This window comes from Anaerolineales bacterium (assembly GCA_003105035.1).
Taxonomy (GTDB): Bacteria; Chloroflexota; Anaerolineae; order Anaerolineales; family UBA4823; genus FEB-25.
This window is the reverse complement of the sequence record PQAL01000033.1, coordinates 250,523-277,133: the sequence shown is the minus strand read 5'-3', so window position 1 is coordinate 277,133 and position 26,611 is coordinate 250,523. Positions and strand designations below refer to the sequence as shown.

The window sequence follows — 26,611 nt, the reverse complement described above, 5'->3', positions numbered from 1 at the left end:
ATCTATTTTGCCAATTGTTTCGGTGCGCGCTTGACGAGCATTACCGAGCAAGGAGCATAGTGGACCAGTTTGCGGGAGACACTCCCTAGTAACCAGCCCTCCATCTCACTTAGCCCTCGTGACCCTGCAATGATCATATCGATGCTGTTCTTGTTGGCATACTCAATGATCTCAGTTGCTGCATCGCCTCTCAACAGAACGCTTGTCGTTTGTCTTCCAGTAGAGTTCAACAACTTTTCCGTCTGTCGTAGATATCTTTCCCCCTTCTCCTCTTCTTCTTGATATATTTTCTGTAATTCTTCTTCTTTCATGGTCGAGTATTCTTGGACAATTTCTTCAGGCAACTGCCATGTACGAATCAGGTAATCCGGTTTGAGGATAGGAGTGGGTGGCAAAACATGAGCAATATCGATCTGAGTTTCATGCGGGAATGGGAAATTTGCCAGATAATGAGCCGCAAACTGACTGAATTCTGATCCATCGACAGCTAACAATACCCGCTTTATTCCGTGATATGGGGAGCGTACAACCAGTACAGGACAAGATGCATATTCCACGACTTGTTGTGCCACGCCTCCAAGCAATATACCTAAAGTTGCTCGTAACCCTTTTGCACCTAAAACAATCAGGTCAACAGAGTGCGAGTCAGCATAATTTGTGATCACTTCTGCAGGATAACCCAGGATTTGATCAATAACAACCTGGTAGCTTTTTGCTTCAAGAATTTTCTGAGCTTGTTTCAAAGGAGCCATGTAGATATAGTGATCGGAGGCATTTCGCAAGAGCAAAACACCTAACGCGGTAACAAGACAACTCTCTCCCCTGGGCAGGGATTGTTCTGGTAAATCGCTGACCAACTTGACCGCTGCAAACGAATGTTCAGAGCCATCAATTGCAATCAGCATGCTCTTTATGTAACCTTTGGTGTCCATTGCTGGCCTCCTTACTATAGAAGATCATGTCTGTTGAGCTTCTCTCCACCAACAAAAAACCGCTAACACATGTCAGCGGTCGAGGATGATTGCTAGTGAGAGGTTCAGGTTATTATTACCTGAACACCCGCCTGAATTGTTTTATTGATCCGATGTAAATTTCATATTTTCATTTTACAATAACTTTATCAACAAATCAACATTGTGGATTTAATCACAGAGGGTGTGGGAAGACCAAAATTCATTGGTTTTTACATTTTTATCATCTAAACATTAGCGATTAATTTTTACTAAATACACTCCCTCATCCTGCTGCTCTAGCATAGCCGGTACCCCATTAAACAGCGCTCCACCAGGCTCTTCCTTCAAGCTGAGCCATAGCTCACCTTGCACATGCCTCCCCATCTCCATCGTCACGATCTCCAGGTTGTCGTCGACTATGCGCAAGGAAACAAGCTCCTTTCCCTGGGAGATGTGCAAGGTGTCTCCCACGACCTGGATACCTTCCCCTGCCTTGCACACCCGCACCAGCTTGCAGCCATGTGCAGGGATGCTCGCATAGACTACTTCTGGTGCTTCCGTGGATTGGTACGCTCCCTGCCAGAAGTCAAACAAGTGCAGCCGGGTTCCAACGGGATACCCCAGGTCGGAAAAGCGCAAGCTAATATCCGCCGGCTGGTCAGCCCAGTTGAATAACGCCACCAGCTGCCAGGCCTGCCCGCCTTGCTCCAGTTTCGCCCGGTATGATGTTGGCATTTCCGACTCCAACAGGTCCAGAGCTAATCCGCGCAAGCCCAGGTTGGGAACAAGCTTACTCACCCACCGCAAACGTGCGGTGCTCACTTTTTGCAGGTCATCGCTCACCACGAACAAGCCCCCGCTTAGTCCCACCAGGGTGATGGCACTCTGCACCTCTGCTTCGGTCAGACGCGTATCGCCTTCCCGCACCAACAGGCAGTCGGGATCGTTCCACCACCAGCGCCGGTGCAGGCTGCTCAGGTTGAGCGTATTCCGTAAGGCATTACGTAACGACGGCATGGACGGATTGCTTTTAACCAGTGGTCCTGCCCATGTCAACCAGTTGAAATACGGCTCCCAGGATGGGGCTGTGTCCGGGCCGATACGCATGGAATCCAGCAGACCTATGGCCGGTCCGAAAGGACAGCCACTTCCAAGCAGGAATACCTGCTCGCCTGCCCCTTGCCGGATTGCCTGCAACCCCGCACGCAGTGCCTCAGCCCTGGTTAATTTGGGATTCATCCGCCTGCCAGGGAGGGCAGCAGAGTTAATAAAGTCAATCTTCAGCATCTCATAGCCCATTTTGTGAGTCAGCTCAGAGGCCAACTGCTGCAGATAATCGAGCACTTCAGGGTTGGTCAGGTCCAGGGCATTTAAAACCAGGTTGTAAACAAAAGCGGCAAAGGTCGGCTTGCCTCGCTTGTTTTTCACCAGCCAGTCGGGGTGTTGCCGGGCAATGCGAGACCTGGAGTGGACGACAAACGGCGCCAGCCATAACCCCGGGGTAAAACCTCCGGCTTTGATCCGCTCCGCCAACCAGCTCAGCCCATGCGGGAATTTATCATTGGTGGTTGTCCAGTCCCCCCAGGCAGATTGGTAGCCATCATCTAGCTCGATCAGTGTGAATAGCAGGTCACTCCGATGGCTTGCCAGCACATACGCTGTTTCGAGCAGCTTTTGTTCGCTGATATCATGGTAGAAGTGATACCAGTGCGTCCACATGGGGGGCGGGGTGGCAGGAACCCGCGCATCCATCTGGCGAGCCACGGCTTCCACGTATTCAGCCATGGGCTCAGGGTGAGGTAGCTCGACGAGCTGGATGAAACCCCACTCCGAATCGCGCTTTTCCCCAGGGCTCAGGCATACCCCATCCAGCTGGGTGACCATGCGAAAGGCAGTTTCATGCGGGCGAGTGCAGGAATATACCTGCCCAAACTGGCTGGCAGTTGAAACCAATCCAGCCACCAGGCAGGCCTTGGCTGAAGCCAGCATCCCCCAGCCCTCCGACCAGTATTCATCCGGGCGGTGAGGCTTGGGTGTGACTGGATTGGAATAAGATGCGCTGGTCAACCGGTCAGCCCAGGAACACGCATTACGCGTTCCGGGCAGCTTCGTCCCGGTGAAATCCCAGCCATGCCAGCCCACCTTGAAAAAGCGCAAGCTGGACGGGTGATCAAAGGATAAAATCTGCATGGCAGACACGCTTTCTGCCAGGCAGAACTCCTGCAGCTGTATCGCCCCTGATCCCTCGTTCAGCGCCGAGATCCGTATCAAAAGGAAAGGTCGCTGGTCGTAGCTGCGAATACAATAACTCAGACTGAGCCCAGCGCCACCTGGCTGAGTACGCAGTGTGCGTTGTGTGCCGGCTCCGTGCACGTCTATAAATGCCTCTTCTTCGACCCTGCAATCCTGGCTGTGCAGGTAAGTCTTATTAAGCTTAGCCTCTCCTGGAAATCGAAAACTAACCCAAGCGGTAAGGGTATCGCTATCCTCGCCCGGTAAAGTTGGAAGGGTGATACTCAGGCGCCCGCGGTCGGGGGTGACTTCAAGCCTCATCAGGCATGCCCAGGGAAGGGATTAACCCGGCTGAGACTAACCGGTAGGCTGGCTGGTAAAGGCGCCGGTAGGCTTCTGAGTGGTGCAAGGCAGGGAAATCCTGCTCGATGAGCTGCCAGTCGAGCAATTCAACTTCCTCGGGCTCAAAATGGCGCACATAACCCTGCAAGCACAGCTGGGTGAAACTTCCCCAGGTGAGACGTAGCTCCGATTGTGTGCCTTGGATGAACTGGGCAGTCATCATTAAGGGAGTCACCAATCCGGCAAGCCCCAATTCTCGTGCCTTATAAGCTCGCAGGTTGAGGCGAAAAAGCGAACCATCTGCCCGGATCGGCTCAAATAAATGCTGTGCGGCATCAGCCTGGAGTGAGGCATATTCCAGTTCCAGATAGCGGGAAAATTCTTCGGGGGAACCGATCAGGTGCTCAGGGCCAAGCACCGCCTGGTAGATCAATTTATATGCATCCTGCAGCTCCATTAAGGGATACCAGCCAAGGTGCTGGTCCAGGATTTCCAGGATACCAAGCGTATCAACCTGCGTCATTGTTTTTAGCTGCTTCCTGACTCTTGTTGTTATCTTGCTTCCCAAATCGCTGCAGGGCTTCCGCCATCTCACGCAGGCGCTGATCGACCAGGGCATTCACTGTCTCAGGCTCAAATTTTCCATCCGGCAGGCGCTCGCCCCCCCTCACACCTGTCAAAACTTCAATCCCTTCATCGATCGTACTCACCGGCCACAGGTGAAATTTACCCTCACGGATGGCTTCCACCACTTCTTCTTTGAGCATCAAGTTTGCCACATTGCTGGCTGGCAACATCACGCCTTGCTCGCTGGTCAGGCCTGCTGCCTTGCAAATCTCGAAATATCCTTCAATCTTCTCGTTGGCTCCACCGATGGCCTGAACTTCGCCGTTCTGGTTGACGGAGCCGGTTACCGCAATTGCCTGGTTGATGGGCAGGTTCGATAAGGCTGAGAGTAGGGCATACAATTCGGTGCTCGAAGCGCTATCACCCTCGATGCCGCCATAGCTCTGCTCAAACACGATCCGGGCTGACAGGCTGAGCGGCTTATCCTTGGCGTATCGCCCGGCCATGTATCCCGAAAGGATCAATACACCCTTGGTATGTATCGGGCCGGAAAGCTTGGCTTCGCGCTCGATATTCACCACGCCTTCCCTGCCCAGGCTGAGGCTGACCGTGATCCGGTTGGGTTGGCCAAAGCTGATATCCCCCAGCCCCAGCACGGAGAGCCCATTGATCTGGCCGACTTTTTTGCCAGAGATGTCGATCTTGATCACCTTGCGCTGGATCATCTCCTGCAGGCGTTCCTGGATCAGGTTCGAACGGTAGTAGCGCTCTTCGATGGTCTTGCGAATATGCTGAGCTGAGATCGTTTTTACCCCATCCAAACCGGCATAGTAATTCGCTTCCCGGATCACATCCGAGATTTCGCTGAAACGGGTGGAGAGCTTCTCCTGGTCTTCAGCCAGGCGTGAGCCGTGCTCCACCAGGCGCGCCAGGGCAGTGCCGTCCAGGTGCCTGAGCTGCTCAAGATTGCACAGCATGGTGGCAAAACCGGCATACTCACGCGTGTGCTCCGGGGTACGGTCCATGGAGATATCGAACTCCGCCTTCACCTTGAATAACTCAGAGAAATGCCCTTCATAGGTCATTAATAGCTGGAAAACATCCGGGCTACCAATCAAGATTACCTTGATATCCAGCGGGATCGGCTCAGGTTTCAAGCTCTTGGTGGAAAACCCAAACTTTTCCGTGGCATCGCCAACCTCGATCTTGGCGTTTGCCAGGGCGTGGCTTAAATCCTCCCAGGCGAATGGGCTGCGTAGCACGTCTTCAACAGGGAGGACGATATAGCCGCCATTGGCCCGGTGCAGGGCTCCACCCCGCACCAATGTAAAATCTGTCACCAGGGCACCAAAGCGAGCTTCCTGCTCGATCCTGCCAAACAGGTTTTCGTGGGTGGGGTTGGTCTCGACGATGACCGGTGCACCCTTCTGCCTGGAATTATCCACCAGGATATTTACCGCATACTTCTTGACTGGCAAAGTCTTGGGTTGGGACATAAAGGGTAACGCAGGGGTTTCCTCTTGCCCGTCTGTCTTGAACAACTCCACCTGATCAAGCAAGTCTGCTTGAACTGCTTCAATAAATTGAGTCACTTCTGGCAGGTCTGCAAACTTTTGCTGCATGTCATCGAACCAGCTACGCAAGGCATACGCGGCAATTTGCTTGTCGAGCTGGTCGACAGCTTCCATAGCATCCTTATCGAGGAGCTTGGACTGGCGGATCGACGCCTCAAGCGCACTCTGCACCTTTTGTTGCTTTTGGAGCAGGGCTTCCTTATCCTTTTGGGATAACTTCATGAAATCTTCTTCGCTCATAGGTTTGTTGTTACGCGTCGGTACGGTCACCACCCCCATGGGGGTCGGTTGTAGCATGAAACCCTCCAGGTTGGCTTGTTGGCTGACCTGCTCCAGGATCTGCTGCTTTTGCTGCTGGAACTTTTTTAACTCTTCATCCTTGTGCTTGGCGTATTCTTCGCTCTCGAAGACATTACGTACTTCCTGGAAGACCAGCTTGGTGAGGTGCTCCATGCCCTTCTGAAGCTCAACTGCCCGACCGGCGGGAAGGCTCAATGCGTGTGGGTGATAAGCATCCTCGAAATTGTTGACATAACACCAGTCCATAGGCACCGGTTTTGTGGCAGCCATTTCTTCAAGGTATCGCCTCACGGCGGTTGTTCGCCCGGTGCCCGGCATGCCAGAGACGTATATATTAAAACCTTTCTCCTTGATGCCCAACCCGAATTGCATGGCGCGGATGGCACGGTCTTGACCGACAATGGTTTCCAGTGGGGATAACTCCTGGCTGGAATCGCAACCAATGTTTTCTTTTCCACATACTTTATAGGCCTGCTCCGCTTTTAATTCGTTTACCATACGAGCCTCCAATCTTGATCAATAAATCATTCACTATCATGAACAGGGACAAGCAATAACGGCAGGTGGGTCTGGGTGATTATCTTGGGGGTCACACTCCCTGACCAGAAGGCATCCAAGGCTGTCTTCCCATGGGTACCCAGGACGATCATGTCAGCCGTAAATGCTCTTGCGGAACGGACAATCTGCTTGGCGGGATCACCCCGTTGGATTTCACCTGTGACGTTGATATTCTGTTCCAACAGCTCACCGATTAGCTGCGCCAGGTAAAGCTCAGCTTCTTCACAGTCAAGCTCAAGCAAAGCAGACGCAGCACCGGGTAGCAACGCCGCTGAGGCTGCCTGCTCACCTGGCAGGGAAGCCAAATTAGGTACCACCATCACCAGGTGCAGCTTGGCCTGGCAGGTACGGGATAGCTCGGCAGCCATGGCAAGACCTGCTTCATGGTCAGGGTTGCCGTCTAAAGGTACCAGGATACACTGGCAGGTGCAGGATTCGGCGATGCGTTCCTTCTCGGGCGAGACCAGTAGCACAGGCACATCACCGCGCGAAATGACTTCCTGCGCAATATTTCCAAAGATGCGTTTCTGAAGCCCACTTTGCCCATGCGCGCACATACTGATTAAATCCACACCCAGTTCCTTACTGTGCGCTACGATACTATCTGCGACATCCTTCTCCGCGCTCGAATGCACGTGTTGGTCCACAGTAATGGAGGGTGGCATAGATCGGCAGATCTCGTCAAGATATTGAGACGCTTCTAGCTGGTCAGTCAGGTGATGGTCGCCATGGATTGAATCAGGGGCATTCTGCTCAATGACGTGAAACAAGATCAGCCTGGCCTGGTTTTTCTGCGCCAGCAATGAAGCCAGTGGTAGGACTGTTTCAGATAGCTTCGAACCATCTAATGGAACGAGGATACTTTTAATAGTCATGTCATTTTCCTGAAAATATCTGCACGAGCAGGTAAATATTCAACGCAACTATCACGATTGCTACCAGGCTCGCCACCATGGTAGTGATCTGGTGGTTGACCAGCACCTTCATAATTTTTCGCCTGGAGGTGAACAGGATCAGGGGGATTACCGCGAAGGGCAATCCAAAACTCAACACCACCTGGCTGATGACTAGGGTGCGGGTGGGGTCCAACCCAATAAAAATCACCAGCAGCGATGGAACCATGGTCACCACGCGGCGGATCCAAACGGGTATCTCGGCATGCAAAAAGCCCTGCATGATGACCTGGCCGGCCATGGTCCCCACCGATGAGGACGATAAGCCAGAAGCCAGCAACGCTAAAGCGAAAAAGAAACTGGAGGCTTTGCCTAACAAGGGTTGCAGGGTTTGGTGTGCTTCTTGAATGGTACCGACATTGACCAGGCCTGTGCGGTAAAACGTGGAAGCCGCCACAATCAGCATGCCGGCATTGATCAAGCCGGCTACCCCCATGGCGACCACCACGTCAGTTACCTCAAATTTAAACAACTGGCGCAGCTTAGCAGGTGTCCGTACCACGATCCTCTTTTGGGTCAGGGCAGAATGCAGAAAGATCACATGCGGCATCACCGTTGCGCCTAAGATGCCCGCAGCCAGCAACACGCTTTCTGGACCAGCAAATTGGGGCACCACCGCATGGTACGCGACCTGTTTCCAATCTGGATGAACCAGGATGGTCTCAATCAGGTAGCTTACGGAGATCACGGCAATTAAAGCTGTGATAACCGCCTCAAGCGGCCGGAAACCGTAGCGCTCCAACCCAAGGATGATAAAGGTGACAATGGCAGTGATAATACCCGCGATCCACAAGGGAATGCCAAGCAAAAGGTAGAAACCCAGCGCCGCACCCAGGAATTCGGCCAGGTCGGTGGCCATGGCTACGATTTCCATCAGGATCCACATGACGATGACCACCGGGCGGGGAAAGCTTTCACGGCACAGCTCAGCCAGGTTCTTCCCGCTGGCAATGCCCAGCTTGGCGGAGAGGGTCTGGATGAGCATAGCCATCAGGTTGGTGGCCACGATCACCCATAGCAGCGTATACCCGAACTTCGCCCCGCCCTGGATGTTGGTGGCGAAATTCCCCGGGTCCATGTAGGCCACACTGGCAATGAAAGCCGGGCCCATAAATGGCATCAGGCGTGCCAGACCACGTTTCTTGCTCTTCCCTGAAAGGATGAGTGCGGCAGCCTTTTCGGTCTTACTCAACTCAGCAGGAGCAGGTTTTTCTTTTGCCATGTTGTATACATTTTAAACCACATCTTAAATATTAGTCACTGCTATGTGGTTTCTCTCTCGCTAACAACCCTCATAATAACAGGTTTGTGAATTATGAAAATCCATAATTTATGATTATTCGATTAGAGCACTCTACTAAATCGCTCGATTTCAAGAACTACTGATTTTTATGGGTGGGAAAACCGGGATAAGGCAGGACCATAAAAACCGTAATGGTTGTTCAATGCCAAAACAAATTTACTTTCTATCAGATGTTCTACCAGACCCAGGGGATCAGGGCTTTACGTTGCTGCGGGTACTCCGGGAAGTTAGCATGATACCAGGCGTGGTGAGAGCGAGCACGTGGAGCGAGGTTGGCAAACGTCCATACCGCAAAAGCCAGGCCTGGTAAACACCAGGTGGCCAGAGCCCAGCCGGTCCACTCGATGATTTCACCCAGATAGTTCGGGCAGGAAATCCAGTTAAACAAGCCGCCATTGGGGATGCTGTAGCTCACCTCACCTGGCTTGCGCAGCGCACGTAGTTTTGTGTCTGCCCAGCGGTTAATAACTAAGCCTGCCAGAAACAAGCTCGTTCCGCCTAGGAAGCGATAATCCAGCACCCAGCTCGACGGGTACCCACCTGAATGGGTGAACAGGTAATGCCCATTTGCGTATGAGTTGCCAATATTGAAGGCAAATCCCAACATAATCACCACAACGGGCATCTTTTTGCGACCATCCCGAATGGTCCAGGGATAGATGAAGGCTCGGTGTATGTAGTGCAGCTCCCAAAGTACAAAAAACACCAGGATGGGCAGATTTTTTGGGGCGTTGCCCATGGCGAATAACACGGCAAACAAGACCACTGACGGGGTTTCCATGATCATCCAGCTGAGGTGGTTCGGGATCATCGGCCCGAAGCCACGACGGGCGTGCCTACCGTATGGCGCACTGATAAAGAATAGCGCAACGAAGACTCCGGCTGCCACTACAATTCCAGTCAGGATTAAAGCAAATTGCAGTTTATCCTGGCTCAAGGTGTACCTCCTCGCAAGTAGCCCTGTTCCTGGAACCAGGTGAGCGTATCCCGCACCGTCTCAGATAATCGACGAGCTGTGTAACCCAGCTCGCGTTCAGCCCGGGCTGAACTTACATGCCGATCACCGCGCAGGGCTTCGAGGGTGACGCGGGTATAAATCGGATGTGTGTTATTAAAGCTTGCCAGCTTTAACATCACCGGGGCGAATAAATCTGCCAGCCAGAAAGGCACGGTGAGTCGCGGCGCGCTTCGCTGTGAGAAAGCTGCTGCCATCACTGCCACCTCTCTGAGGGTGTGCCAATTTCCACCCAGCATGTAAGATGACCCCGCTGGAGCGTCTCGTTCAGCCCGCATAACTCCCGCCACTACATCGCGCACATCGACCCAATCGAAACCAGCTTTAACCAGGGCAGGTATCTTCCCGTTAGCCAATTGCAGCAATGCTTGTCCGATAAGTGAGGGCTTAAAATCATATGGCCCAAGCATAGCGGTGGGTCGCACAATCACTGCGTCCAATCCACGCCCAATCCCTGCCAGCACCTCGCGCTCGGCCCGCGCCTTCGATAAATCATAGGGCGGGATGCGTGCTAACTCATCATCAGTGAGATCTGCATCGATTAGCGGTTGTTCCTCGTCCACGGGTGTACCCAGGCTATCCTTTTTTAAAGCGTCTATCGTGCTGAAGTGTATCAGGCGCTGCACGCCGCATTTCATGCACGCATTCACCACAAGGCGAGTGCCAATGGTATTGATCTCCATCATCTCCGACCCACTATCCATCTCCAAAGAGATTGACCCAGCCAGATGATAGACTACCTCAATCCCAGCCATTGCACGCTCCAGAGATGCCTGGTCACGCACGTCTGCGGAAATGGTTTCCACATCTAAACCATCCAGAGCTCGGTGATCATGATGGATCAAGGCACGTACATTCCTGCCCTGCGCTAATAGTGCACGGACAAGGTTCGCCCCAACCAGCCCTGAAGCTCCTGTTATAAGCAGCCGGTCACTCACAGTGAACTCCACGTTCTCAAGCGGTTTTTATCGCGATCGAAGGTGACAAGGATCCATCGTGTTGGTTTGGTCATATATCCCCATTGCGTGCCAGGGTGTGATGTTGGATCCAAAGAACAGAATGCCAATTGGATTTCTGCTTGCTATAACCCCAGAAATCCCTGGAGGGTGTACCTGTCAACCCACCAGGTCATCATTGCCTGTCATTAATCGTAAATGTTGTTTATTTTACTTGTGAAACAAAAAACACTGCACCCAATGGCCGGCATCCAGATAGATCAGATCTGGTATGCTGCTGCGGCATGGATCACTCGCCTGAGGGCAGCGGTTGGCAAACGGGCAACCAGGTGGAGGGTCAATTAACGATGGGGCTTCGAAGCGGGGAGGTTTATTCACGCAAGCAAGGTGACTAATACTGAGTAAGGCTGGATACTAAGTTTTTGAAAAGGAGTTTCCCCTCTCATAAACCATCAATATCTGGGTCGTGCCTTGTTTAATCGCATATATAGAAAATTCTATCTGGGTGTAAATCAGATAGACCCATAGAAACCAAAATAAATCTACTACGTTCTGGGTGGTATTCCATTCCCTTAAACACACCCTCCCCGGAAGGGAAAATCTTGTACCCGAATCAGGCAAATATAGCCATCTAGTACGTCGATTTAGTCAATGATTCGCCAGGATATTTCAGGCTATCTGTTCCCGAATTGTTCCCGAAGGGCACTGCATATCATACAAAGAAAGGCGACCCGTTGGATCAGGTCATACATGTTGTCTTTCCATGAAGTCATTATTGACATTGGGCGAGGTTTGTCAAAATGTTCAACACATTTGAATTATCCGATAATAATCATGGAACAAAAAGGTAATTTTCACGTCTAATAATTTAGTCTGACACATATCAGCCAATAACTAATATGCTGGGAACCATGCCTGTCCTCAAGGCCGGTATATAATCGGGAATTACACCGAAACTCGGTTCATACCAATAGATCGTTATGGCAGGAACCTTTATCGTTGTAGCAAGGCTTCAGCAGGATATGATGCGAAGGAACAAAGAGGCTTCTCATCATCAGATTCATGGGTATCACCGCTCGCTTAAAAAAAGTGTGCTCAGCAGCTACCCGTAGCTGCCGGCAACCACTTAATCGGTATTATTTCAATCAAGGATATGTTGAATGCTTTCGTCGTGGAGAATAATGCATAGATATACCCAGGAAATGCGCTGATGGATGAGAGCCAACTCAACCGTTCAAATTAGAGATAGACAATAAGAGGAGAATGCCATGAAGATCAAACATTTCATTCTATTTTTTGCCATTCTGGCACTATCAGCCTGCACTCAAGCAGCCAGCTCAGAACAACCAACCATCACTTCGGCTCCAACTAACACCTCGGTTCCGACTGACGCCCCGGCTCCGGCTAGCCCGATGGCTACTGCAGTGGTCACTCAGGCCGAGGTAATTGATAAAATTGAAGCCATTTGCTTCCGAAATTCCGATGAGACGCGGCTCTTGATAAACGATATCCAGGGATATTGTTTGCAGTACCCGGTTGGGTATGATATCGTTTTTTCAAGCGATATGGATATTATGTTGATGAAACGCTCGGTATTGAACTCATTAGACCCCAGTTTATTCATCCATGTCGAGCCTTCAAACGGCAGGACCGTCGAGCAAGCCGCAGACCAACTCATTGCAGATTATAGCGTCCCTAGTTTGGAGGTTAAGCGCGCCTCTCTGGAAATTGATCAAGAGCAGGCGATCATGCTGGATGGCCTCACCGGACAGGATATCAACCGCCAGGTGGTCGTCTTGCATAACGACCGCCTGTATCACCTGACGATCATGCCGATGGAGGGCTCGCCAGATGTGCACACACAGGCCGAGGCGCTGTATAACACACTAATCCAGTCCTTCAACTTCCGCCCAGAAACCAACCTATGCCCCGATTGCCCACCTCCTACCGAAAGGCCGTAGAACCAGACCCAATGTCCACGCACAATCGCTATGATCAGCGGTTGGATCTGGAACCTTGTGCGAGCCGGGTGCCCCACCGCACCTGATTCGCGCAGGCTGTTTGGAGGAGGATAAATTATGGAGGCTCTGACGAAGACCATCTTTCGAACTCTGGTTGTGATCACAATTTCAGTGGTGCTCGCCAGCTGCAGCTCACAGCCTGCGCAATCGTCCAACCCCACTGCACGGTACACGCCCGCCAGCACCATCACCCCACTGCCTTCAAAGGTAGCTCTTGATACGCCCACACCCAGTGCCACAGCGGTTCCTACAGAGATAGCCAATGGAACAATCACTCTGCAGAATGCAGCTGAGATAATTCAATTCGAGCGGTTGGGGCAGGGGATGGTCGATGGGACGCCGTTCTACTCGATGGACGGGGAGCTGCTGGTCATCCCCACCACACTTGGCGTCGACCTTTACGAGGCGCGCACGCTGCGCAAGCTTACCGCCATCACCCCTTCCCCTGAAGAGGGGTTCACTGTTGTGCCTGCCTCTCCACACTTGGTAGTTTTGTCTGCTGACAAACGCTACCTGGCTGTCAGCCTGCGTGCGGTAACCTTCTCCGCGAGCGGTGGCGTCCAGGAGGAGAACATGCAGCAGAGCATCTACCTTTTCGATCTCGAACAGGAGACGGTCATGTGGGAAAAATCGATAGGCTGGGAGACGAGCGTGAATGACCTGGCCTTTTCGCCGGATGGGCAGAGCCTGGCAGTGAGCTTATATCCTGGTAATGTACAGCTCTGGAGCGTTGCAGATGGCGGAGAACGCTTTTCAGTCCTGGGATCTGCGTTGGAATTTTCCCGGGATGGGAGCGTGCTCGCCACCATGCCGTTGGCCGTTATTGATGATCGTCTCATTTACACTTATAACACCGAGGACGGGAGTCTCTTAAAACAGTGGGAAGGAGAGCGAGCGAGCTTTTCACCCGACGGGACCCTGGCAATCGAGAATGCCGGCGCAGTGCGCCTGGTCGATTTAGTAAAGAATAAGGTATTACAAGCTTTCAGCGGAAAATCAGCCGCATTTTCGACGGATGGGCAGACCCTGGTACTGCTCGACCGGGATCAAATCAGGCTGTATGATGTTTCCAGCGGGAAATTTTTACTAACTCTGGAGGGCAGCTTTATATCAGTATCCAGCCTGCAATTTGCCCCGGATGGCCACTCCCTGGCAATTGTGGGTCGCGGACCAGCCGGCAGCCTCGGCGCGCCACAAGCCATGATCTGGCTGCTCCCAGATGGTAAACAAACCGTGGTAGATATACAAGCTCCGCTCGAGCTGGCCTACGCGCCCAACGAAGGGACTTTGCTGATCTGGACAGCCGATGCCATTCACATTTTCGACCCCAACAACGCTGCTAGAGTGGCAACATTCGAGGCATATGGTACCAGTGTAGATGGCGTTGCCTTTTCGCCGGATGGAAAGACCCTGGCGGCGACCAGCAGCAATCCGCATTTAACTGCCCGCTTGTGGGGGACTGATGATGGCCAGCTGGAAAAGACGATCGAAGATCCATATAATCAAGGGTATGGTGGTGCAAAGGTGTCCTTTAGCCCGGATGGGCAGCTGCTGTGGGCGCAGGGCAGCTTCTGGGGCGTGAAAGACGGGGAGCGATTGACGAGCCTGGAAATCGTCTTGGGGAAAGGAGCACCGCCATACGTCCCTGCCAGCGTTTCTTTTTCGCCAGATGGGAAGATGTTGGCAATCGGGTACCTGGAAGGGTATCTTCGACTCTGGGACCTGGGGAACGAGACGCTCATCCGTGAGCTGGAAGGTTACCAGGGAGAAGTGCAGGACCTGGCGTTTTCACCCGATGGCAAGGCCTTGGCGGCGATTTTCGGGTATCCGGATACTGCCATCCAGCTCTGGAAAGTGCCGGGGGGCAAGCGCGTGCTTTCGATTAACGGCATCGAATGGACTCATGGATTCTCGCAAGTAGTTTTCTCGCCCGACGGGCAGTCCCTGGCCACCGTGTCCAAAAATGAAGACGGCATGGATCTAGGGCAGGCGGAGCTTTGGCGCGTCGCGGATGGCGAGCGGTTGTACCAGCTTGAGCTGGCAGGGGTCATGAGGATGGCCTTCTCGAAAGATGGCGATACCCTAGCCACCGGCTCCTACGATCACACCGTGCGCCTGTGGCGTACCGCGGATGGCACTCTCTTGAAAATTCTCTATGGTCATGGGGATTACGTGACAGACCTGGCTTTTTCGCCCTCCGGAGAGTTGTTAGCCTCCAGTTCCTATGACGGGACTGTGATTTTGTGGGAAGTCCAGAGTGAGCCGTAATACACCATGAAGAGAGACGCGCTTCAAAAATCCTCAAAGATAAGGAAAGCTCGTTTACGGTGTAATTACGCGAATAACAGACTAGCACGAATAACAATGACGTGCGAAAACGATTGCTATATTTCGAGTAGTTATTAAACACACCCTCCCTGGAAGGGAGGAGGGAGGGATGTCCAGTATGTCCGCTGCCTATATATGGTGGCTTGAAGTACTATATACCGCTATATATGGGGGTAAGGTAGTCCAGAGAGTCCGTTATCACCGTACTGTTGCACAATAATTGCACCCAAATTGCACTCAAACTGCATACAGTACGAAGCAAGGAGAGGCGACCCACAATTTAATCCGCAATGTACTATGATTGAGGCGTTTCTGTAAACTTGAGTACTTAGCGGATTCAAACCTCCCTCCAATGAATAATCGGGCGAAGCACAACCGTCCGATCCGAAGGAATGGGATTTCTCCGATCGTCGTGGCTGGGGTCACCTGCCCGAATTTTGGGCGGAGGGGGTCCTTGTGAGTAGTTACGGCTTGATCACCCGCTCAGCCCTTCCTTAACTATGCCAGAATCCAGGTAGATCTAAGCGCTTGGCAAAATGTAAAGCTGACCGATCAGGATTATCTGGCACAATTAATAGATTCTATTCACTCGCCAATCGCTTGAATTTTAAATGAGCAACCTAATTTTAGTGCACATTGATGATTAAAAAAACCGGCCTCCAGGTCAATTTTCTGAAAGCCGGTCCGATTTTTACTCAATCAATTTACACCTTGGCAAGTGCTTCCCTCAATGCATCCCACCTAAGGTCAATATCGGCAAGCAGATCTAAGGAGAAGACGTGAACGGAACTACACAGCGAAACCCTATGATTGACTCGCGTTTATCTGGTTCCAAATTGGCACGGAAGCCTGTGCGCGCATTGGTGAAAAAGCCCCACCAAGAGCCACCTCGAAGCACTCCATACTGGCCTGAATTAGGTCCCTGTGGGTTGCTCTCAGGCGACCTGGCATAGTAGTAGAAGTTGTACCAGTCGCTCACCCACTCCCACACGTTACCCGCCATGTCTAGTGCTCCATATGGGCTGACGCCTGTCAGGTAGCTACCCACTGGGGCTGTCTGGGCGTAACCATCGTTGTACGTCGGGTCTCTTTGTTCACCTTCACAGTTGATGTCACAGTAATTGAGCCGGGTCCCGTCGAAACCGATTCCCCACGGGTAAGGATTTCGATCGGTTCCCCGCGCTGCCTTCTCCCACTCAGCCTCGGTCGGTAGGCGCGCCCCAGCCCACTCGCAGTACGCCTGGGCGTCATCCCGGCTCACACACACTACCGGATGATTCGTTTTAGCTGCATCGGCATACGTAGGATCTCCCCAATCGCAGGTCGTCGGCATCCTGTAGCCGGTCGCCTCAACAAAAGAGCGGAACTGCGCGTTGGTCACCTCCGTTCGGTCGATCCAGTAGCCATCCAGGGTGACCTTGTGCTGCGGGACTTCATCGTCGCCCCCCTCACCAGCTGGGCTGCCCATCACGAACTCGCCCGCGGGTACGAGAACCATGATCTTGTCGTCCTGGCTACGCGTCGTAAGCTGGGGGGTAGGACTAGGAGTCGGCGTGGATGTGGCCGGGATTGGCGTCCTGGTAAAGCTGAGGGTCGGCGAGGGTGGAATTTTAGTGGACGTCGCGGTTGCAGACGGGTTTGTCGGAGTTTCGGTGGCTATCGGAGAGGGATTTTGAGTTGCAGTAGTTGTTTTGGTTTGAGTTTGAATCGGTGTAATTGGATTGGCTTGGCAGCCTACAATTACCAAAGCTATCAAGAATAGTGAGATGGAGCCTAACTTAAGCACAATGATCTCGATTCCTTTTTTTACTCATTTTACTTTAACCACCGTCTACCGGTTCAATCGTAAAGGAAAAGATGCGGGATTATTTATTCGAGCTCCAAATATTTACCATTAATCCTTCCGTAGAGACACGACAGCTGATAAGCGCCCCTCTAATAACTTCCCTCGTCTGATATATAAGACGATCTTCTTGTTTTTTTGGGGGGGATGCTGGGTCACTCTCTGGCGATCCGAATAGCTGCTTATGCTCACTATATTCCTGGGACCCAGGAGGGAGCAGCTCGCCTGATGGATGAAATTCTCACTCCGATCCCGATCGATCTAAAATCACTTAAAGCATAAGCAGACTACTAAATCAAATCGATCATAATCGGTCTCCTGAAAATTCTGGAGACCGGTTTTTTTCACATTGACCATTTCTTGAGTTTAATAATGGCGCTAAAATATTCGCTCAGTTTCCCCAACATGGCTACATGTGGGGGAAAAGTGAGCATATAACCCTATATTTAGGCGCCTCCGGCGGGGTTACCTGTCGTGTTCTTCGACGGATCGAACCCACAACCGTCTGATCCGAAGTCCTAGAACTGGTTGTCTTTAGCTTATATATGGTATTCTGTAGTCCACAGAATCCAAAATATGGCGCTATATTTCTCCAATATGTCTTCTGAATCCACTGAATAACAGCTCATCTGCATCGATTTATTATGAATGCTGAGCACCTGTATTACTAATTAACTTCAAGGGAAGGCAGCCTGCAGTCCTGTCTAATGGGGGAAAATCAATTAATCCACTGTCATGCGATCAGGTATTTATTGGTTATCGATAATATCCACTCCCAGCATGTGGTGCTTATTTATACAAAACTGTGACGAAATTGATGCTAATCTAGCATTTTGAATCCACAATTGCCATATTGTGTTGAGATATTGCAACCAATTTCAACCGACATGCACCTGTACGAAGCAAGGAGAGGCGAACCACAGAAAGAGCTACCAGTTCACATAGGAATGAATTTATTACTATTCAGAAGCCTGACAAGACATTAACACTCTCCTGCTGGCGAAATTATAGCCAGATTTATGCTCCTCCTTTCCAAAGGCTTGAATTCATACCGAAATCCATTGACGGCGAAAAAGCAACTACTTAATATTAAGTCTCAATTTCGGATCCTGTTTTACCGCCAGAGTAACCACATTGGATTCGATCTTGTGTTCCTCCACATATGCGCCTATCAAAGGAGGGCTATCGAGTAAATGGGTGGTTAGTGTCTCAGAGGCGATGTATTCACCCCAGGTGTTAAATACTTCTAATAACGCACCTTGAGCCTTGTAGCAAGTGGTGATACGGTCTTCTATGTTAAAACCTGCCTTTTTACGCATATCTTGTAGCAATCTTACAAGTTCACGAGCCAAACCTTCCGATTTTAGCTCAGCTGTAATGGTTGTATCTATGCCAATGGTTATATTCTTATCCATTGCAACTGCCAGACCTGGGAGCGCCTCAGTACTTACCAGGATCGCCTCAGGCTCAAGCTCCATTTTTTCGCCATCCACAATCAGACTGGTCGGCCTTCCAGCCCGCACACAAGCGGTCACCATAGCTGGGTCGGCTTGCATAAGCGCCTCCCTCACACGTGGAAAACGTGCGCCAAATTTAGGTCCAAGGAGCTTATTATCTGGCAATATCTTATATTTTACTAATTCTGTTTCATTTTCAACAATCTCAAAAGATTTTACATTGAGTTCATCCATAACAATTTCAATAAGCTCTGGGCTCAGGATCGTTTTTTCGGCACAAACTAAAACCCTATATAGTGGTTGGCGAACTTTGAGATTTGCACTCGCTCGCGCGCTCAGACCGAGAGATGCTATTTTGCGAGCGAGTGCCATTTGCTCCAGTAAATTATTATCATAAGTTAAGGCATCAACCTTTGGCCAGGTAGTGTGGTGGATACTTTCATATGCTTCCGACCTTACATTGCGCACAAGGTTTTGATATATTACCTCGGTTATGAATGGGATAAATGGTGCTAATGTTTTGGTAAATTTAACCAACACATGGTATAGCGTGGCATATGCAGCATTCTTTTCTGCATCATGCTCCGATTTCCAATATCGCCTACGTGACCGTCGCAAATACCAGTTTGTTAGGTCATCCAGGAACACTTCACAGGTCAAGGATGCGTTCATCGAATCAGATTCCTCAGCATACTTAGAAACCTGGTAGACCACCTGGTTTACGCGAGTTAATATCCACATATCCAGTATATTGTCGCTCTTAGGAGTTGCTCCCTCAGGGAATTCCAGATCAAATTCTCCGACAGGTAGCCAGCCATCTAATCTAGCATAATTACTGAAAAAACTGTATACGTTCCACAATGGGATGATGAAGTCCTTGCGAACCTGATCACCAGCTTTATATCCAAACCACAGGTCATTCTCTGGTTTTAATCGGCAGAATAACCAGCGCATAGTATCCGCGCCCATCTTACTGGCAGCCTCATTGAATTCAATCATGTTACCAGAGCTCTTATGCATTGGCTTCCCTTGCTCATCCATCAGAGTTGCATAGCTGAAATTCTCAAGGAAAGGTGGTGTCCCGTCAATTACCGTAGCCATTACTAATAGGCTATAGAACCAGTTGCGGAATTGCCCAGGAAATGATTCGCTGATCCAACCAGCAGGATACCACTTTCGCCAATAATTTGGATCTTTACGATAACTCAAAGTACTGAATGATACGATGCCCGCATCAAGCCATGGGTTACCAACATCTCGAACCCTATTCATCTCAGCTCCGCACTTGGTACAGGCGATGGTAACCTTATCGATGTATGGGCGGTGTGGCGTGTGATTAGCTAGCACCTCCAGGCCAGAAACAGCCCGTTTTTCTAGCTCGCCTTCGTCGCCTATCACCTCGAAGTTACCACATTCCTGGCACTCCCAGATAGGCAATGCCAGTCCCCAGTAGCGTTTCTTGCTGATCATCCAATCATGCATATTGCGTAACCAGTCCATCTCTCGTGAGTAGCCAAATTCAGGGATCCATTTGATCTGGTCGACCACATCCATGATCTGGTATCGTAAAGAGGCGTTTTTTTCTACTGCTGTCAACTGGTCACGTGATTTATCATAGGTCTTTCCCATACTGATAAACCATTCATCCACCAGGCGGAAAACCAACTCAGTACCACACCTCCAGCAAACCGGATAGCGGTGGTGATAATCTTCCACAAGGTACAGCAGGTTTTTACGGTGCAGATCCTCAAAGATTGGCTCCACCACTTCAGACACATGCATTCCACTTAGCCAGCCAAACCCATCGAGGAAATAACCTTCATCATTGAGTGGGGCGATAATAGGCAAGTGATGCTCTTTTCCTAATTGAAAATCTTCAGCTCCAGCACCTGGTGCGATATGAACTATGCCTGTGCCCTCTTCCTCTCCCACTGCATCCCATAGGATCACTTGATGCGCCTGCACTGCATTTCGTTCAACGTCGCGGATTAACTTAGTGAGGTAGGTGTAGCCCCCTGGTCTTTTAGCTGGTTCGATGTCATCGAATGGTCCCGAATATACCCAACCTTCCATATCTGCACCCTTGATATCTCCTAGTACTTCATATGGTCCTTTTAACATGTGGAGGGTACCCTTGGAGAGATAAAACACTTCATCGTTTTGTCTCACCTTGGCATAGGTTAGGTGGGGCCCGACAGCAGCAGCAACATTACTGCTTAACGTCCATGGTGTTGTAGTCCACACCAGCAATGATTCTTTCTGACGTCCCACCAGAGGAAAGCGTAGCGTTATTGACCGGTGGGTAAGATTCCGGTATCCATCAGTATCGATCTCGTGCTGGCTTATGCCTGTCGCACAACGTGGGCACCAAGGCATCACATCATCGCCTTTATACAGCCAACCTTTTTGCCAACATTTTTTTAAGAAGCCCCAGATCATGAAGTTATTCTCGTTGGAGAATGTGAAGTAAGATCCACCCAGCTCAGGTAAACCGAGATGTCCTACTACCTGCTCAACCGTATCGGTATACGAGCCATTCCTTCCTTGAACTGTGATATTCTGAGATGGGTTATCCATTAGCTTATCCGCCAAGTCATTCAGCATCTCGATGCTGTTCCAATCCATCCAGAAACCTAATCGTATGGACTGTTCCGTCTGGATAGCTGCATAACGCAATACACGCTCCTTACATTTGAGCACAAATCGATTAAGACCATACTTCTCAATATCCATTTTCGATTTAAACCCCAAGGCGCGCTCCACATTTACCTCAACCCATAACCCCTGGCAATCGAATCCACACTGGTAACGCAACTCATGACCTTGCATCGTGCGAAAGCGATGCATCCAATCTTTATATGTACGTCCCCATCCATGATGAACGCCCATTGGATTATTTGCAGTTAGTGGCCCATCGATAAACGACCACTTTGGCTGGCCCTTGTGAATATTGACCATTTTCTCAAAAGAGTGTTTTTCTTTCCAGAACTGTAGAACTTCAAGCTCTTGAGTTTGAAAATTGATTTTGTTTGGAACCTCATTAAATCCCATAACTTCTCCTTTAAATAAAAGCTCTCGTCATATCTCAGGGACGAGAGCTACATTCACTCTTCGCGGTACCACCCTGTTTCCCGCCCATGAGGGCGAGCACCTCCGGGTATGGGTAGTCATCCAAAAAATGGATCACAAGCCATATGCTACGGCTAACGGTTAGCAACTCCGGCGTTCCTAATTGCAGTTCAGTCTGCTTTCAGATTGCAGCTCAATAAGGATTTTCAGCCTATCGCTCTGCCCCGGCTCACACTACTTCCGGGTTCGCTGACAGGCAGCCAGGCTTACTCGTTTCAATCATCGCTTTTGTATAAATACTTCTATAATAATTATGCCATAAGATTCAGACAAGATCAGCAGCAGAGTATAATAGGTTCAGTTAGGTGGCGTAACAACAAATACCTGAAATAAGTGCAGATCGGTACTCTCTGGTTTTGTCTTTCTCCATTGTTAGACATCCGTCAAGATGAATTATAACATAATGTTTGAATTTATTGACTTTTGTATGTATTTATGTATAATATAAACAAATAGTACCAATTATTTCTCCTTTTTTTTATAAAGACAATTTAATAAGCAGTTTTCTTGCCACCTTTGAAGGTTAGAAACTTGAATCTAAAAGTCCATACTGAATAAACTCGAAGAATTAGCTCTCACTCAGGAGATTTACATGCCAAGAAATGGTTGGATTATTGTGGATCACCATCATTGCAAAGGATGTGGATTGTGCGTGATCGAATGTCCAAAGGCTGCTATCAACCTCGATCTTGAGAGCCTGACTCCACATGGCTACCACCCGGCTAAACTGATAAACGGAGAGTGTACTGGCTGCATCGTGTGTGCGATTGTCTGTCCAGATGCTGCTATCACTGTTTATCGGTCGGCAACAAAATTGTGACAGAGATGCAACTACCGAGAATGCAAAATAACATAAAAACTCAATTCTTAAAAGGCAATGAGGCATTGGCAGAGGCTGCCATTCGGGCTGGGTGTGAAGGTTTTTTTGGGTATCCTATCACCCCATCAACCGAATTCCTGGAATATATGTCGAGACGCATGCCCGAGCTAGGTCGTGCGTTTGTTCAAGCAGAGAGTGAGCTGGCTGCAATCAATATGGTCTATGGAGCAGCCTGTACTGGTAAGCGAGTAATGACGGCTTCATCAAGCCCAGGAATTAGCTTGATGATGGAGGGGGTTTCATACATCGCAGGCACTGAAGTTCCTGCGGTCATCGTGAATGTGATGCGAGGCGGACCCGGGCTAGGGAACATATCCCCTTCGCAAGGGGATTACAACCAGGTGGTCAAAGGAGGAGGGCATGGAGATTATTTTCCCATCGTGCTGGCTCCAGCAAGCGTACAAGAAGGCGTCGATCTGATGACACTGGCATTTGATCTGGCCGATAAGTATCGCAATGTAGTTTTCCTGCTAATCGATGGGAACATCGGACAAATGATGGAACCAGTTTTAATGCCTCCGATGCGGGATTTGCCAAAAGAGCCACCATTATGGGCTGTCAGTGGTCTTTCTGGAAGAAAGCCCAATGCCCTTTCATCCATCCATATTGATCCATCGACCGAGGAAATAACAAATATCAGGTTGGTTCAACGTTCACTAGAAATAGCAGATCAGGAAGTCAGGTACACGGAATATTTCATGGAGGATGCCGACCTGGCCATCATCAGCTTTGGTACTGCTGCCAGGGTTGCACTCTCGGCAGTTCAAACTTCACGCGAAAAAGGCATAAAGGTGGGGCTATTCCGCCCGATCACATTAGCGCCTTTTCCAAAGCAAAGAATGAGAGAAATTTCGAGGCAAGTACAACGGATTCTGGTCGTTGAGATGAATTCTGGGATGATGTTGGAGGATGTCATTTCACTTGTTCAGGGACGAGTCCCAATTGATTTCTATGGGCGGATGGGAGGCATGACACCATTCCCCAACGAAATTGAAAAGGAAATTGACCGTTTATCTCAAAACCAGGCGACCGAAAAGATTCAACCTCGTCGCGATTGGATAGCCAGGTTGGCACGAATGAGATCGGGGGAGGCATAATGGACGTCAATAATGCGACTCAGATTGTTTACCAGCGTCCAAGCTTGTTGAATTCACAAGTGGTCCACTATTGTCCTGGTTGTACCCACGGAACAGCCCACAAACTCATTGCTGAAGTTCTAGGCGAAATGAATATTGGAAGTAATGTTATTGGTGTTGCTTCTGTTGGATGCTCGGTTTTTGCTTTCAACTATTTCAACCATGACTATGTTGAAGCCGCACATGGTCGTGCTCCAGCAATGGCTACCGGCATCAAACGCGTCCTACCCGAGCGACTTATTTATACCTACCAGGGGGACGGCGATTTAGCCTCGATCGGAATGGGTGAAATTATGCATGCTGCTGTGAGGGGAGAGAAGATCACAGTCATCTTTATAAATAATGCAATCTACGGGATGACTGGCGGCCAGTTGGCTCCGACCACCCTGCCTGGTATGGTGACCAACTCATCACCGAATGGTCGGGATGTGGAAACAACAGGGTATCCGGTCAGGATGGCAGAAACCCTCGCCACCATGGATGGAGCTGGGTACGTAGTTAGGCGAAGCTTGCATGACTCGCTGAACATTCGTAAGGCTAAGAAAGCAATCCGCTTAGCCTTTGAAAACCAAAAAAGAGAGTTGGGGTTTTCTATGGTTGAATTGCTTTCGACCTGTCCAACGAACTGGGGATTGACCCCTCAAGAGTCTTCTCGTTTTATTGAGGAGCGTATGTTGCCGTTCTATCCGATCGGGGACTATAAGGTCAACAGTGAGATCTCCAAGGTGAAGGGGTAAGGATCGAATATGAACGAAACAAGTATCATCATTTCGGGATTTGGTGGACAGGGTGCATTATTCGCTGGGCAGATGCTTGGATACACCGCCATGGATGCTGGTCGAAAGGTAACCTGGATCCCTTCTTATGGTCCGGAAATGCGAGGCGGCACTGCCCATTGCACAGTAATCATTTCCCATTCTGATATAAGCTCTCCGCTGGTTAGTAATCCGGATGTTGCGGTCTTAATGAACCTCCCTTCGTTGGACAAATATGAACCACTCACCAAGCAGAATGGTGTAATCATCGCCAATTCCTCCCTAATAAACCGAGAACTTGAGCGGGATGACATAAATTCGTTGCTTGTTCCCGCCAATCAAATTGCAGAAGATCTGGGATACGTGCGCTTGGCGAATATGGTTTTGATTGGTAGTATGATCTACCTCGTCCCTGTAGTTACATTGGAGATGATCAGGAATGCCCTCCTCACCCATGTGCCAGATCGTCATAAGGCATTGATCCAACTAAATATCAAGGCAATAGAGAACGGCTTTGCCTTGGCTGAGAAGTCGTGTTTAGTTAGTAAATACTCAAATTAATGTTAGTTCATATTGACTTTATATATTATTTTTGTATAATATAAACAAATAAGAACAACGAGTATTCGATGCTAAAAGAAGAAAGATATCAGAAGATCCTTGAACTCATTGCATCTGACGGGAAAATAACCGTTGGAGAGATTGTCCGCCTATTCGATGTGTCCGATATGACTGCCAGGCGAGATATAAAAATACTCGAGCAATCGGGATTGCTAAGACGCGTCCATGGAGGCGCCGTCAGCAACCTAGGACGCAGCTACGAACCGCCTTATAGTATTCGTTCTTCTCATGCTACCCAGGCAAAAAAAGCAATCGGCAAGGCAGCAGCGGATATGATACTTAATGGAGATAGCATTGTGCTTGATGTCGGAACAACGACCTTACAGATCGTTCGGGCTATTATAGATCGACGCAACCTGACGATCATTACCGCGAGCCTGCCGATCGCCAATGAGATAATATCTAAATTCTCACTGGCGAATGATATTCGTCTCATTCTGGCTGGAGGTATTGTCCGCGCTAGGGAATTATCAATGACTGGCCACATTGCACAGGAAACTTTCAGCCAATTCCAAGTCGATAAGGCCTTCATCGGTGTTGGTGGAATAGATATAAAAAGCGGTTTGACGGAATACAATCTGGAAGATGCGTTGGTGAAGAAACCATTGCTCAAGACGGCTAGGCAGAAGATTGTAGTTGCAGAAGGCGAGAAACTTGGACGATCAGTCTTTGCAACAATCGGTTCAATAACCGATATTGATATGATCATTACTGATATCACCGCTGCAGAGGATAAGATCAGGTCTTTTCGAGACATCGGCATTGAAGTGATTATTGCTCAATAATAATTATCATGAAGAATAATTGAAGAAAGGAAATAGATCATGGGGTTCTTACATAAATTGTTTGCTGTTGATAAACCCGTCATTGCTATGGCGCATGTCCCAGCCCTGCCAGGCACACCAAAATATGATAACGAACTTGGAATAGAAGGCTTGATAAACTGGGTTCGCAAGGATATTGAGAATCTGATTCAGGGTGGAGTGGATGCTATTATGTTGTGCAATGAGGATGATCGTCCGTACGTCTTGAAAGCCGATATCGGGCAGGTTGCAGCAATGACCCGTGTTGCCACAGAAGTGAAACCAAAATCGATTCCGTTTGGAATCGATTTTTTATGGGACCCATTTGCTGCTATCGCCATCGCACACGCCACGGGAGCTTCCTTTATTCGGGAAGTTATAACCGGAACATATGAATCCGATATGGGAATCTGGGCTCCTAATGCTGGAGAAGTTATGCGTTATCGAAGACAAATCGGGGCTGAGAATGTATATGTGTTCAATAATATTGTACCGGAATTTGCTTCTTCATTAGGGACGCGTAGTCTAGCCTTAAGGGCAAAGAGTGCTGTGGTTTCAAGTCTTGCAGATGCAATCCTGATATCTGGACCGATGGCAGGAGATGTCCCCAATCTCCAAGCTGTTACGGAACTAAAAAAAGCAACAAATGGTGTTCCTGTCTTTCTAAACACAGGTGCAAATTCAAAGAATATAGCCAGTTACCTGGAGGTTGCAGATGGAGTTATTGTCGGTTCAAGTTTGAAAGTTGATGGTTATACCTGGAATGCAATCGATCTCTCTCGAGTGAAAGAATTTATGGCTATTGTGAATCAAGTAAGGATGCAAAAAGAAGAAATCAAGCCACAACAGTTATATGAATCAACTCAGATTAAAACATAAGTTAGG

The 26,611-nt window shown here is 49.6% G+C and carries 19 protein-coding genes and 1 pseudogene; 9 read left to right on the top strand and 11 right to left on the bottom strand.

From position 1 onward, the window contains the following. Positions 1 to 2 precede the first annotated feature (2 nt). The 9 genes from C3F13_14260 to C3F13_14220 form a co-directional block, all read right to left on the bottom strand. Complete coding sequence (locus C3F13_14260) at positions 3 to 932, bottom strand: hypothetical protein (protein ID PWB51594.1); 930 nt, start codon at positions 930 to 932, stop codon at positions 3 to 5. Positions 933 to 1,205: 273 nt separating this feature from the next. Next, positions 1,206 to 3,506, bottom strand: a complete 2,301-nt coding sequence (locus C3F13_14255) for a hypothetical protein (protein PWB51593.1) — start codon at positions 3,504 to 3,506, stop codon at positions 1,206 to 1,208. After that, on the bottom strand, positions 3,496 to 4,050 hold the full coding sequence (locus C3F13_14250; GenBank protein PWB51592.1) for a hypothetical protein: 555 nt from the start codon (positions 4,048 to 4,050) through the stop codon (positions 3,496 to 3,498). The genes C3F13_14255 and C3F13_14250 overlap by 11 nt, the downstream gene beginning before the upstream one ends. Next, complete coding sequence (locus C3F13_14245; GenBank protein ID PWB51591.1) at positions 4,037 to 6,466, bottom strand: ATP-dependent protease; 2,430 nt, start codon at positions 6,464 to 6,466, stop codon at positions 4,037 to 4,039. Before C3F13_14245 ends, C3F13_14250 begins: the two co-directional genes overlap by 14 nt. 26 nt (positions 6,467 to 6,492) lie before the next feature. Further along, positions 6,493 to 7,401 (bottom strand): hypothetical protein, encoded by a 909-nt coding sequence (locus tag C3F13_14240; GenBank protein ID PWB51590.1) that lies wholly within the window; start codon positions 7,399 to 7,401, stop codon positions 6,493 to 6,495. Between the two features lies 1 nt (position 7,402). Then, positions 7,403 to 8,701: a divalent metal cation transporter gene (locus C3F13_14235; GenBank protein PWB51589.1), complete on the bottom strand. Its 1,299-nt coding sequence runs from the start codon at positions 8,699 to 8,701 to the stop codon at positions 7,403 to 7,405. Between the two features lie 256 nt (positions 8,702 to 8,957). Then, positions 8,958 to 9,593 carry a 3-oxo-5-alpha-steroid 4-dehydrogenase gene (locus C3F13_14230; protein ID PWB51657.1) on the bottom strand — a complete coding sequence of 212 codons (636 nt, stop codon included), beginning with the start codon at positions 9,591 to 9,593 and terminating at the stop codon, positions 8,958 to 8,960. A gap of 122 nt (positions 9,594 to 9,715) precedes the next feature. Then, a complete protein-coding gene (locus tag C3F13_14225) occupies positions 9,716 to 10,747 on the bottom strand; it encodes an NAD-dependent epimerase (GenBank protein ID PWB51588.1) in 1,032 nt (343 codons plus the stop codon). A gap of 216 nt (positions 10,748 to 10,963) precedes the next feature. Further along, the gene (locus C3F13_14220) at positions 10,964 to 11,149 is read right to left on the bottom strand and encodes a hypothetical protein (GenBank protein ID PWB51587.1); all 186 of its coding nucleotides are present in this window, start codon (positions 11,147 to 11,149) and stop codon (positions 10,964 to 10,966) included. An 872-nt stretch (positions 11,150 to 12,021) separates the two neighbouring features. Between C3F13_14220 and C3F13_14215 the strand changes: the two genes are divergently transcribed. Together C3F13_14215 and C3F13_14210 are read left to right on the top strand one after the other, a co-directional pair. Beyond that, on the top strand, positions 12,022 to 12,714 hold the full coding sequence (locus tag C3F13_14215; protein ID PWB51586.1) for a hypothetical protein: 693 nt from the start codon (positions 12,022 to 12,024) through the stop codon (positions 12,712 to 12,714). Between the two features lie 117 nt (positions 12,715 to 12,831). Then, positions 12,832 to 15,042, top strand: coding sequence for a hypothetical protein (locus C3F13_14210; protein PWB51585.1), 2,211 nt, complete (start codon positions 12,832 to 12,834; stop codon positions 15,040 to 15,042). 826 nt (positions 15,043 to 15,868) lie between these two features. On the opposite strand, the gene C3F13_14205 is transcribed toward C3F13_14210, so the two are convergent. Beyond that, complete coding sequence (locus C3F13_14205) at positions 15,869 to 16,600, bottom strand: hypothetical protein (GenBank protein PWB51584.1); 732 nt, start codon at positions 16,598 to 16,600, stop codon at positions 15,869 to 15,871. Here C3F13_14205 and C3F13_14200 point away from each other — a divergent pair. Beyond that, on the top strand, positions 16,599 to 16,778 hold the full coding sequence (locus C3F13_14200) for a hypothetical protein (protein ID PWB51583.1): 180 nt from the start codon (positions 16,599 to 16,601) through the stop codon (positions 16,776 to 16,778). The two genes, C3F13_14205 and C3F13_14200, sit on opposite strands and share 2 nt — an antisense overlap. A gap of 4,216 nt (positions 16,779 to 20,994) precedes the next feature. Here the strand turns inward: C3F13_14200 and C3F13_14195 are convergent. After that, positions 20,995 to 21,453 (bottom strand): annotated as a pseudogene (locus C3F13_14195) (isoleucine--tRNA ligase). Positions 21,454 to 22,123: 670 nt separating this feature from the next. Here C3F13_14195 and C3F13_14190 point away from each other — a divergent pair. The 6 genes from C3F13_14190 (at position 22,124) to C3F13_14165 (ending at position 26,605) form a co-directional block, all read left to right on the top strand. After that, on the top strand, positions 22,124 to 22,351 hold the full coding sequence (locus C3F13_14190) for a 4Fe-4S ferredoxin (GenBank protein PWB51582.1): 228 nt from the start codon (positions 22,124 to 22,126) through the stop codon (positions 22,349 to 22,351). A gap of 20 nt (positions 22,352 to 22,371) precedes the next feature. Further along, positions 22,372 to 23,508, top strand: coding sequence for a 3-methyl-2-oxobutanoate dehydrogenase subunit VorB (locus tag C3F13_14185; GenBank protein ID PWB51581.1), 1,137 nt, complete (start codon positions 22,372 to 22,374; stop codon positions 23,506 to 23,508). Further along, positions 23,508 to 24,284: a 2-oxoglutarate oxidoreductase gene (locus C3F13_14180; GenBank protein PWB51580.1), complete on the top strand. Its 777-nt coding sequence runs from the start codon at positions 23,508 to 23,510 to the stop codon at positions 24,282 to 24,284. The genes C3F13_14185 and C3F13_14180 overlap by 1 nt, the downstream gene beginning before the upstream one ends. Positions 24,285 to 24,293: 9 nt before the next feature. Continuing rightward, complete coding sequence (locus C3F13_14175) at positions 24,294 to 24,863, top strand: 2-oxoacid:ferredoxin oxidoreductase subunit gamma (GenBank protein PWB51579.1); 570 nt, start codon at positions 24,294 to 24,296, stop codon at positions 24,861 to 24,863. 68 nt (positions 24,864 to 24,931) lie between these two features. After that, positions 24,932 to 25,708, top strand: a complete 777-nt coding sequence (locus C3F13_14170; protein ID PWB51578.1) for a DeoR/GlpR transcriptional regulator — start codon at positions 24,932 to 24,934, stop codon at positions 25,706 to 25,708. 39 nt (positions 25,709 to 25,747) lie between these two features. Then, a complete protein-coding gene (locus C3F13_14165; GenBank protein PWB51577.1) occupies positions 25,748 to 26,605 on the top strand; it encodes an SgcQ protein in 858 nt (285 codons plus the stop codon). Positions 26,606 to 26,611 lie beyond the last annotated feature (6 nt).

Coding starts and splice junctions, on each gene's coding strand:
- C3F13_14250 (PWB51592.1), bottom strand. CDS start 4,050: ATGACGCAGGTTGATACGCTTGGTATCCTGGAAATCCTGGACCAGCAC.
- C3F13_14190 (PWB51582.1), top strand. CDS start 22,124: ATGCCAAGAAATGGTTGGATTATTGTGGATCACCATCATTGCAAAGGA.
- C3F13_14215 (PWB51586.1), top strand. CDS start 12,022: ATGAAGATCAAACATTTCATTCTATTTTTTGCCATTCTGGCACTATCA.
- C3F13_14210 (PWB51585.1), top strand. CDS start 12,832: ATGGAGGCTCTGACGAAGACCATCTTTCGAACTCTGGTTGTGATCACA.
- C3F13_14165 (PWB51577.1), top strand. CDS start 25,748: ATGGGGTTCTTACATAAATTGTTTGCTGTTGATAAACCCGTCATTGCT.
- C3F13_14260 (PWB51594.1), bottom strand. CDS start 932: ATGGACACCAAAGGTTACATAAAGAGCATGCTGATTGCAATTGATGGC.
- C3F13_14170 (PWB51578.1), top strand. CDS start 24,932: ATGCTAAAAGAAGAAAGATATCAGAAGATCCTTGAACTCATTGCATCT.
- C3F13_14245 (PWB51591.1), bottom strand. CDS start 6,466: ATGGTAAACGAATTAAAAGCGGAGCAGGCCTATAAAGTATGTGGAAAA.
- C3F13_14235 (PWB51589.1), bottom strand. CDS start 8,701: ATGGCAAAAGAAAAACCTGCTCCTGCTGAGTTGAGTAAGACCGAAAAG.
- C3F13_14175 (PWB51579.1), top strand. CDS start 24,294: ATGAACGAAACAAGTATCATCATTTCGGGATTTGGTGGACAGGGTGCA.
- C3F13_14255 (PWB51593.1), bottom strand. CDS start 3,506: ATGAGGCTTGAAGTCACCCCCGACCGCGGGCGCCTGAGTATCACCCTT.
- C3F13_14240 (PWB51590.1), bottom strand. CDS start 7,401: ATGACTATTAAAAGTATCCTCGTTCCATTAGATGGTTCGAAGCTATCT.
- C3F13_14185 (PWB51581.1), top strand. CDS start 22,372: ATGCAAAATAACATAAAAACTCAATTCTTAAAAGGCAATGAGGCATTG.
- C3F13_14230 (PWB51657.1), bottom strand. CDS start 9,593: ATGATCCCGAACCACCTCAGCTGGATGATCATGGAAACCCCGTCAGTG.
- C3F13_14205 (PWB51584.1), bottom strand. CDS start 16,600: ATGGTTCTCGTACCCGCGGGCGAGTTCGTGATGGGCAGCCCAGCTGGT.
- C3F13_14180 (PWB51580.1), top strand. CDS start 23,508: ATGGACGTCAATAATGCGACTCAGATTGTTTACCAGCGTCCAAGCTTG.
- C3F13_14200 (PWB51583.1), top strand. CDS start 16,599: ATGATCTTGTCGTCCTGGCTACGCGTCGTAAGCTGGGGGGTAGGACTA.